Raw genomic sequence first — 9,691 nt, forward strand, 5'->3', positions numbered from 1 at the left:
GGTTATGGGTCGTGTCGATGATGTGTTGAATATCTCTGGTCACCGCTTAGGAACCATGGAAGTGGAGTCAGCACTGGTTTCTCATCCTTCTGTAGCTGAAGCAGCTGTAGTCGGTAAACCTGATGAGCTAAAAGGGGAAGATGTCTTTGCCTTTGTGACCTTAGAAGGCAGTTATAGCGCTAGTGACGAACTCAAGCAAGAACTAAAGCAGCACGTAGTCAAAGAAATTGGTGCGATCGCACGTCCTGGTGACATTCGCTTTACTGATGCTTTGCCCAAGACCCGTTCCGGAAAGATTATGCGACGGCTATTGCGATCGCTAGCTGCAGGTCAAGAGGTGGCTGGAGATACCTCCACTCTAGAAGACCGCAGTGTTTTGGATAAGTTACGGGAAGGGGCTTGAAAACCAGGCTTCAGGTAAGCAGTCAGCTATCAGCTATCAGCTTATACAAGACTTAAGCAGCCAATCTATATGTAGGCTGTCTAAGTCTTGTTCATATCGGAAAAGTTAATCAGGAAATTTGTCTTTTAAAGCTTGATCAAACCCTTGATCAAAGGTTTGTATACTAGATCTAAAGAAGCCAAAATCCAAAACTTTTCTCCAAAATCCTTTTCTGTTGCTTGTTGTCTGTTGCCTGTTTGCTATTTCTCCAAAACTTTTTCTTCTAGATAAAGGAGCTGCTATCAGTAACATCTTCGACCGTAGGGAAGGAAAGAAACGCTGACACCACACAGTTAAATGACTTTGCCATCCCACTAAAATTTCCGATGAGTTCTTCTCCAGTTTGGCGACTAGCACCTTGGCGACTTGTTGGGGAGTCATCGGCAACACCCAGCGAAACAACTGTAATCCTCGCGCCATATCAGTATCTGTTAACGATGGCAGTAAAGCAATTACCCGAATATTTTGTGGCGCTAACTCCCCTCGTAAGGCTTGGGTAAAACCAACAATGCCAAATTTGGTAGCTGAATAGCTTGCCATCGTCGGTGCTGCTACTTTACCCATCAAACTAGAAACATTTACAATAGTGCCTTCTCGTCGTGCTGCCATGCGTCGCCCAATTAGACGAGTCATCGTGTACATACCCATTAAATTTGTGGCGATTTCTTCCTTTGACATCCTCCCCGGCATGAATGCGCGGGGATTCCAAACCTCACGATTTGGGTTTCCTCTTTCTGTTTCTTCGAGCTGGTTTACTTGGTTGAGTTTCCCCACTCAAGTAGTGACCAATCTCTCCAGAGGCGTTAATTTCCGTCTGCCCGACGGTATTTGATAGCTGTTTAAGTGCAGATTTAAGAATGTTGTTCGCGTAGCGTCGGCTTCGCCGAATCGCAGCGTTATGATCCCGATCTGCTAGATACCCACAGTGAGGACACTCATGAGTTCTAGTGCTAAGAGTTTTGATAACTTTCTCCCCACAATTCGAGCAATTCTGGGAAGTATATGCAGGCTCAACAGCAATAACTGGAACTCCATAAATTCTGCCAAAATACTCTAACCATTCCCTAAATCTGTACCAAGCAGCATCCGAAATCGATTTAGCTAGTTTGTGGTTCTTAACCATGTTGCGTATCCGTAGGTTTTCAATCGCAACCAAGTCGTGAGACCGGATGACGTGTTGAGCTAATTTACAAACCCAATCGTTACGTCTGCGTGACACCTTTAGATGTGCTCTACCTAATCGGTTTCTGGCTTTTTTTCGGTTTTGACTTCCTTTTTGGGTTCGAGATAATCGACGTTGCAGCTTCTTGATTCTACGTTCGTCACTCCTGAGAAACCGAGGATTGTCTATCTGTTCGCCAAATGAATCAGTGTAGAAAAAGTTAAGACCTACATCTAGCCCGGTCTGTTTTCCTGTTAGCTCTTTTGTCTCCTCTCTAGTCTGGTCGATCAAAAATTGTGCGTAATACCCATCATGCCTTCTAATCACTCTTACTCGTTTAATTTGTTTGAGTTGATAGAAGTGGAGATCTCGACTCCCCCAAAGTTTGAACGTACCCGATTTAAACTTGTCTGAAAAGGTTAAATAACGCCTATCTTCAGAGAGTTTCCATCCGGAAGTCTTGTATTCGACAGATGCTCGAACTTGGTATTTCTTAAACTTTGGGAAACCTTTCTTGCCAGGTATCTTTTGCTTGCAATTTCGATAGAACCGTTCAATTGATGCCCAGGCTCTTTCCGCGTGCGCCTGTCGAGCCATCGAGTTGAGCTTGCTTACCCAGGGGAACTCTGGGTTGTCTGATAGCACTTTGCAGTAGCTATAGGCATCGTTGCGACTTTTGATTTGACCATCCATCCACGCTCTGACAATGCTGTTGCGAACAAACAACCCTGTACGGATAGCTTCATCAAGCCGACCATACTGGGATTCCGTTCCTTGCAGCTTCATTTCGTAGATGATCATGATTATCGCTATTGCTCACGATAAATATGATAGCACAAAGTTAACCGTCCTAGAAGGACGGGGCTTTAGACCCGCTTTTTTTTTGGTAAATTTTGCAGTTTGGATTCTAGAAAAGGAGCTTGATGAGCAACGCCAGCACAGTTAACCAACAAATCAATTGGTCCGTAACTTCGCCAAGCTCGTGCGATTGCAATATTGACTCCTACTATTTGGGTTAGATCTAAGACGAGCGTCACAACTAGTACACCTTGTCGTTCAATCTCAGCCGCCACTTCTGCTAAACTTGCGATTTCGCGCCACCAACAGTAAGCGTCTTATTCCTTGTTGGGCTAACTCCAGAGCGATCGCTCTGCCAATACCACGAGAGGCTCCGGTAACCAGAGCAGTTTTCCCCTGAATCTTCATGTGCTACAATACCTATAGTTGAAAATAAGTAAAAGTTAAAAACCAGCAAGCATCCGATGCTAAGATGCTTCGCTAAAGCCACTGAGAGTGAAATTAGTCACCGTAAAGTTAGCCAGCGTGAAGTTAGTCACCGTCAAGTGTTGCTCCCACGCAACCGTTATCCGTAGGCAGTTCAAAATTGGTAAAGACTACCTACAAATAATTGATAATTGATGGCAACAGCCTTATCCCCGACCCTAGCTATCGGACTATTGGCTAAGGGAGTCAGAAAAGCGGCAATTTGCCATTCAGTCTGGTGGATAACTGGTTAAGATATTTCTCGCCGGTTTGTTGCGGAAACTTGGTAAGAATCAGTGGTCGAAATATCCTTTAAATCATTCTGGCATCACTTAATCGATCCGTAGCCAGAATCTGTGTTGATGTAGAGCATGGTTGGTACCCTCCTTGAAATGAGTATTAACCAGAAACTAAGCCATAAGCCTACAGTAACAACAGCAACTCTCAACTGCAACATATATTAACATAAAACTATTGTTTTTTACATTTATATACGAAAAATTCATACATCAATTAGGATGAAGCAGTTAGTCAATATTGGTTAAATCCATTACCAAATATAGGTTTGAGTCGTTTTATTCCTGAATTTTGTTTTTTTGTTCAATAAGAAAAAATATGAGAAAATTAACAAAGTGTTCAGGTAGATAGAAAAAATCCGCTCATCCTAGACCTGGCTAGTCGTGGGATCAGCGGGTCATTTTATTCAAGTAGATTAAAAATTTCTGCTCATCCTAGACCTGGCTAGTCGTGGGATGAGCGGTTCATTGTCAGATAAGTGTTAAATAACTAGTAAGTACACAAGTACAACAATTACACACAACTGTGAATGCCGATAGAGGGAAGAGTTGCCAAAATGAACTCACCCCCCACCAAGAATAGCATTACACAGTAGCATTACATAGTAGCATTACACAGTCATGATGTCTTTTTCTTTAGCCGCGAACACTTCATCAACTTTTTTTGTGTATTTATTCGTCAACTTCTGAATCTCGTCCTGCAAATCCCGTGACTCATCCTCAGAGATTTCCTTATTTTTGTCCTGTTTTCGGACAGAGTCAACGGCATCACGACGGATATTGCGAATCGAGACTCGACCTTCCTCCGCAAACTTACTTGCCATTTTGACAAATTCTTTACGGCGCTCACTAGTGAGTGGAGGAATATTTAACCGCACAACTTCACCATTGTTGTTTGGAGGCAAATCCAGATCCGAAAGAGTAATTGCTTTCTCGATCTGGCTCAGCATACTTTTGTCGTAAGGTTGGATGGTGATTGTACTAGCGTCTGGCGTGTTGATATTAGCCAAAGATTTCAGGGGGGTTGGGGTACCATAGTACTCAACCATCACCCGATCCAATAGACTAGTACTGGCACGACCAGTCCTAATGGTATTGAACGCTCGTTGAGTTGCCTCAACAGCTTTCTGCATACTGGTTTCGACATCAGCTAATTTCACAGGAACCTCCCACAATTGTTCCAACAGTTTCTCCCATAACAGCGCGGTGAATATTACCCCGCACCCTTAGATCAAATACCATAATTGGGAGGTCATTCTCTTTACATAATGCGATCGCAGTACTATCCATCACCCGCAAATCCTGACTTAGGACATGGCTGTAGGTCAGGCTCTGATACCGTCGGGCCTTAGGATTCAGCTTAGGATCACAATCATAAATACCATCGACTTTAGTTGCCTTAAATATTACCTCAGCATCGATTTCTGCCGCTCGTAAAGCAGCGGTGGTGTCAGTGGTAAAAAAGGGATTACCACTACCTGCACCAAAAATAACCACTCGTCCCTTTTCCAGGTGGCGAATGGCACGACGCCTGATATACGGTTCTGCCACTTCCTGCATTTCGATTGCAGTTTGCACCCGTGTCGGGATATCGTTTCGTTCTAGAGCATCTTGCAAAGTCAAGGCATTCATCACTGTGGCAATCATACCGATATAGTCAGCAGTTGCCCGATCCATCCCCCCTGCTGCAGCTTTAAGTCCGCGAAAGATATTGCCACCACCAACAACGATTGCCATTTGAACACCTTCATTCAAAACGGCAGCGACTTCAGCTGCGATTTCCTGAACCACTTCCGGTGAGATGCCGTAGCCCAAATTGCCCATCAAGGCTTCACCGCTCAATTTTAGTAAAACCCTTCGGTATTTTATCCCCATGCCACGACTCTTTGTTATGAAATTGTTATCCACATCAAGATAACAGTCAAATTTGCCATTCGTCATGGGTCATAGCTGATCGCTGATCGCTGATCGCTGATTTTTAATCCCAGCTTAAGGATTATTAGAGGTCTAACCGCTGGAAACCCCGTCTCTTTAAAGCGGGTATCAAAGTGAACAGCGCGCTTTTAGCCGTGAAAAGATTTCCTAGAAGATTCCGGAATCATCGTCAAAACCAATGTATAATAAATTATAGAGTACAGGCTGCAAAACCGTTGGCTCAACCGGGGTAGAGACCCGCAATTGATTGACCATAAAGTAGTAATGCTCGGAGGGTAGGGAATCTCCTCCTTAAAAACCCAATCATCAATTAACAGTTGGTGTGTGAACCCAGAAAAATCACTATGCACGAGAAAACGGTACGGTGGGGTTAGAAGTTACCGTAATCAGAGGGTCGCCTTTATAGTTAGTCGGCTATGAGTAAAAAGTTTTAACCTTTGTGATTAAGGCGACCCTCTGATAAGGTTTCGTTTCCGGCACACCGGAACCAAGTGAAAAGGAAGAGAAACGGACTTTTTAAGGCACTTCCTATTAAGTAGCTAAACGCTTAAGGAGAATCGCCCTCTGGGTCTGTCGTGAATTGACTAGGAACTTGGTTTTGACGGGTTTTTGGTTAAGTATTGTCCTATTTTTGGCGGCGTCATAGATAGGAACACGGCGGTTTAAGGCGGCTCGTTGATCTAGGAATCCCCGCGCCTTTAGATCGGGGAGTGTCAACGCCACTGAATAGGACTACCAGTTACTTTAGTTGATTGTGTTGAAATCTCTTCCCCTGCTAAAAGAGACGCGATCGCACTGTGTAAGTAATGGGCTTGTACTGCGTCACCATCTTGGGGATTATCATCAATTGACCCATTATAGCATACAATTCCCTTATGGTCAATTAAAAATGCCTCAGTGGTTTTCTGGGCACCAAAGCTGTGAGCTACATCTTGAGTTGGATCCCAAAGGTAAGGAAAATTCAATTGCTGATCTTGGCAGAACTGCTTCATCTCCTCAAAACTCTCTGCGGGGTACTGATAAACATCATTGGCATTAATGCCCACTAGGGTAAAACCTTGATGTTCAAACTCGTCTTGAATGTGTTTGAGTCTTGGGATGTAGGAATTGACATAGGGGCAGTTGTTGCCTAAGAAAATAACTCCCACTCCTGAAAAACGTTCTAAGTAACGGCAGAGATGGTGAACCTGCTCATCAGTTCCCGGCAATTCAAAATCCGGAGCATAACTGCCAATGGTGATGATGATTTTTTCTATAGTCATGGGTGATGGGTGATGGGTGATGGATCATGGGTCAACCCCCTTTACAATGCAAGCTTTGGTTAAGGGGAGATGATGCGATCGCTAATTAGCTCATAGACGAATTTAGCATCAAGGGTAAATTTCCCGACCCAATTCTTAATCGAGCCTATTCCACCTGCTCAGAATCTAAAAGAGCTTCTGGAGCATTTTGCCAACCTTCACCATAGGTTGTCGCGGCTCAATAGGCAATCCGTAAAATCACCACTCCTGCAGCTGACTATTTACTAGAAAACTAAACACTGAAAGCCCGGCATCTTTAGATTAGATCGGGGATGAAAGTGACCAGCGAGTTTAGTCGCCGTAAAAAAACTTCTATCAAGAGGTTGTCGCTACATTAGCGCCATAGTATAATTGAAGTATAGGGTACAGGCTGAAAAACCGCAGGCTGAGCCGGGAGAGAGACCCGTAACTTACCGACCTGAAAGTAGTAATGCCCGGAGGGCTTGAAGTTACCGTAAGTAGAGTGGAGCCTTTATAGTCGGCAGGTTATGCAGCATAGGGAAAAGGTTTTGTAGTAAGGCTCCACTCTACTAAGGTTTCGTCTCTGGGAAAATCCTCCTTAAAAACCCAACCATTGGCCTATGGCCACGCTACGCGAACGACTACCAATCGGTGTGTGAACCCAGCAAGACAAAACTTGAGAAAACAACGGTACGGCGGGGCACGCCGAAACCAGGTGAAACAGGGAAGCAACGGACTTGATAAGGCACTTCTCAATAAGTAACTAAACGCCCAAGGAGATTAGCCCGCTGGGTCTTTTGTGAGCTAAACTCAAACCTTGGTTTTGACGGGGCTTTGGTTTAGATATTGCTTAGTTTTTGGCAGCTTCAAAGATTAAGACACAAAGGTTTAAGGCCGATCGTAGATCTGGGAATCCCCGTCTCTTTAGAGCGGGGAGTGTCAAAAAATGTAAAGGTAACGCTATGGCATAACTTGGGATTTTTTGATCATGTCCTCCTCTTTCACAGCCCCAATCAGGGATCAGATTGAAACAAAAACCTGGATTTGGCAGGGCTTTTCTATTGGGTATAAAGCTTACGGTCATTCTGGACCAGCTGTGGTTATGGTCCATGGCTTTGGGGCATCTTCCGGACATTGGCGCAAGACCTTGCCAGTGTTGGGGGAAACCTGCCGATGTTATGCCATTGATTTGATTGGCTTTGGGGCTTCAGCTAAACCGACTCCTGGTATAGAAATAGACTACACCTTTGAAACCTGGGGGCAACAAATTGCCGATTTCTGTCGGGAGGTGGTTGGTGGTCCGGCGTTTTTAGTCGGAAACTCTATTGGTTGTATTGCGCTGATGCAAACCGCTGTAGATAATCCAGAGCTAGCCAAAGGAGTCGCCCTGCTCAACTTTTCTCTACGACTACTCCATGAGCGTAAACGGGCTGAACTGCCTTGGTATCAGCGTCTTGGCGCACCACTACTTCAACGATTCTTAAAGATTAAGTGGGTTGGCCTCGCATTTAGACCCCTAAAAATAGGGATAAATCGGTATTTAATACCACAATTCGGACATTGACATTTTACTAGCGCTAGAGTATAATTGAAGTGTAGGATTCAGACCTAACTATGCCCAAGAAAGTAGACACAGCAAAAAAGAGATCAACTCAAATCGTTCCTGTCATAGGGATGAGTGAGTTGGTTCAGGCTGAGTTGCTGTCTACCATGAAAAAACTGGGCATCGTCAGGTCTGAATCCTACAACAAGCTAGGTAGTATTAGTCATTGGGGTCTTGATTGGAAAAAAGCCTATCCAGAGGTCAGAAGTTTTAGGACTCCTGATACCCTGGGACTGCCAGCGAAATTGATGGAATGGACGGTCAGTGATGTAGCAAAAGCTATCACAGCTCAGCAGGCAGCTTGCACTGATGCGGTAATTAAGAAGATTTACAAAAAATTTCCAGGGAGGGACGGCCAAAGGAGAAGAAAGGAACTTTGTAAACAGCTTAAGACTTTAGCTTTTATAGATGATCCATTGCTGCATAGACTTGTTAGGAAGGAATTTCAGCGAGGGCATTCCTGGGTCAAGAATCAGATAGTCTATCAACAAGTAGGATATAAGTGCAAAAGGCTCTCTCGTAATACTTACCAACTAGAGTTGGCTGGATTGAGGAGAGGAAAGAGAAACAAAATAACCGTTAGGTCTAATCGGAAAATAAAAGGCCAGATTAGACTGGTATACAAGCAACTCTTGGGAAAGTTTGAGATTCACTTTTTAGTAGACTATGGCACCGTAGAAATCCCTGCCAACCGTCGAGCTATTGGGGTAGACAAGGGGTACACAGAGGCTTTTTATGATTCAGATGGTCAGGCACACGGAAAAAACTTAGGAAAAGTAGCAACCAATAAATCGGATCGCATCTGTGCAAAAAACCGCAACAGAGGGAAGCTTTGGGCGCTTCATAGAAAACTAGAAAAAATCGACCCAGCCAAGTCGGCTCGAATACTCAAAAATAACCTAAGTAGAAAAACTGAAAATCGCCGATACAGAAAAAATCAATCAGAGATTACGGCCATAATAGGAGCCGCATCTAAGTCCCTTTTTAATGGGGAATCATTAAAAGTATTTGCCGAAAATTTAACACAGCCGATTAGAAATAAACGCCAGTCTAAGGCCATGTCCCGTAAACTTAATAGTTGGATGAAAGGAGTAATGCGGGAATCCTTGCAGAAATGGGCTAATTGGACTGGCTCGGTTGTAACAGAAGTCCAGCCTAGCTACACGTCGCAAGTTGACTCCGTAACTGGAACCCTATTAGGGAAAAGGAGCGGGGACAATTTTACCAGATTCAATGGGGTCGTGTTGCAGGCTGACCACAATGCTGCCAAAAATGTCCTTAGCAGAGGTACGGACAAGGATATCACCCGGTATATGAGTAAAACTGAGGTGCAGGCAGTATTGTTGCGCCGTACCGCGCGTTTCTTGGAAGGTATGGGACTGAGTCTGCTAGATGCAGTTGAGCTTGGATGGCTTGACTGCAAGCATAGTAAAACTCGGGCTTTCAAGCAACTCCTCAACGGGATTTGAGGAACGTCCAGAAAGATAAGTGGCAGGCTTGACTCCAATTGCTGAATGACCACTTCTCACTCGGACCACAATAGATTGAACCTTGACCGTTTTGTACCGGATTATCACGATTTATTACGGTTTAAGAGTATCCCAGTATTTTTTTAGTCAGCTGGCTAAGCCTAAAGTAGTGCGTAATATTCTGTTGCAAGCCTACTGTCGTCCAGAAGCCGTCACTGATGAACTGGTTGATCTAATCATGGCACCAGCAGCTGATCCC

The 9,691-nt window shown here is 44.3% G+C and carries 7 protein-coding genes and 3 pseudogenes; 4 read left to right on the forward strand and 6 right to left on the reverse strand.

Annotated elements, in window-relative coordinates; genetic code table 11:
• Window positions 1–403: AMP-binding enzyme (locus F6K37_RS23525; RefSeq protein ID WP_502887772.1), on the forward strand; the 403-nt coding region annotated here is incomplete at its 5' end.
• Window positions 404–508: 105 nt separating this feature from the next.
• Here F6K37_RS23525 and F6K37_RS23530 read toward each other — a convergent pair.
• The 6 genes and pseudogenes from F6K37_RS23530 to F6K37_RS23555 form a co-directional block, all read right to left on the reverse strand.
• Window positions 509–1,114, reverse strand: a pseudogene (locus tag F6K37_RS23530) (SDR family NAD(P)-dependent oxidoreductase); the annotation flags it as partial.
• Window positions 1,115–1,154: 40 nt separating this feature from the next.
• Complete coding sequence (locus F6K37_RS23535) at window positions 1,155–2,405, reverse strand: RNA-guided endonuclease InsQ/TnpB family protein (protein ID WP_008178979.1); 1,251 nt, start codon at window positions 2,403–2,405, stop codon at window positions 1,155–1,157.
• Between the two features lie 86 nt (window positions 2,406–2,491).
• Window positions 2,492–2,810, reverse strand: a pseudogene (locus tag F6K37_RS23540) (SDR family NAD(P)-dependent oxidoreductase); the annotation flags it as partial.
• A gap of 964 nt (window positions 2,811–3,774) precedes the next feature.
• Window positions 3,775–4,323, reverse strand: coding sequence for a ribosome recycling factor (gene frr / locus F6K37_RS23545; protein WP_008178977.1), 549 nt, complete (start codon window positions 4,321–4,323; stop codon window positions 3,775–3,777).
• Window positions 4,310–5,038, reverse strand: coding sequence for a UMP kinase (gene pyrH / locus F6K37_RS23550; RefSeq protein WP_044492210.1), 729 nt, complete (start codon window positions 5,036–5,038; stop codon window positions 4,310–4,312). The genes frr and pyrH overlap by 14 nt, the downstream gene beginning before the upstream one ends.
• A gap of 773 nt (window positions 5,039–5,811) precedes the next feature.
• Complete coding sequence (locus F6K37_RS23555; protein WP_287252473.1) at window positions 5,812–6,360, reverse strand: thioredoxin family protein; 549 nt, start codon at window positions 6,358–6,360, stop codon at window positions 5,812–5,814.
• Between the two features lie 613 nt (window positions 6,361–6,973).
• On the opposite strand from F6K37_RS23555, the gene F6K37_RS23560 reads away from it, so the two are divergent.
• The 3 genes and pseudogenes from F6K37_RS23560 (at window position 6,974) to F6K37_RS23570 (ending at window position 9,432) form a co-directional block, all read left to right on the forward strand.
• On the forward strand, window positions 6,974–7,123 hold the full coding sequence (locus F6K37_RS23560) for a hypothetical protein (protein WP_287252475.1): 150 nt from the start codon (window positions 6,974–6,976) through the stop codon (window positions 7,121–7,123).
• A 225-nt stretch (window positions 7,124–7,348) separates the two neighbouring features.
• A pseudogene (locus F6K37_RS23565) lies at window positions 7,349–7,870 on the forward strand (alpha/beta fold hydrolase); the annotation flags it as partial.
• A gap of 104 nt (window positions 7,871–7,974) precedes the next feature.
• Complete coding sequence (locus F6K37_RS23570; protein ID WP_287252477.1) at window positions 7,975–9,432, forward strand: zinc ribbon domain-containing protein; 1,458 nt, start codon at window positions 7,975–7,977, stop codon at window positions 9,430–9,432.
• Window positions 9,433–9,691 lie beyond the last annotated feature (259 nt).

The sequence above is a fragment of the Moorena sp. SIO4E2 genome (assembly GCF_010671945.1).
In the GTDB taxonomy this organism is placed as follows: domain Bacteria; phylum Cyanobacteriota; class Cyanobacteriia; order Cyanobacteriales; family Coleofasciculaceae; genus Moorena; species Moorena producens.

What these genes read in the sequence shown, in the direction of transcription:
- F6K37_RS23535 (WP_008178979.1), bottom strand. Translation starts at nt 2,405, where the DNA reads ATGATCATCTACGAAATGAAGCTGCAAGGAACGGAATCCCAGTATGGT.
- pyrH (WP_044492210.1), bottom strand. Translation starts at nt 5,038, where the DNA reads ATGGGGATAAAATACCGAAGGGTTTTACTAAAATTGAGCGGTGAAGCC.
- F6K37_RS23555 (WP_287252473.1), bottom strand. Translation starts at nt 6,360, where the DNA reads ATGACTATAGAAAAAATCATCATCACCATTGGCAGTTATGCTCCGGAT.
- F6K37_RS23570 (WP_287252477.1), top strand. Translation starts at nt 7,975, where the DNA reads ATGCCCAAGAAAGTAGACACAGCAAAAAAGAGATCAACTCAAATCGTT.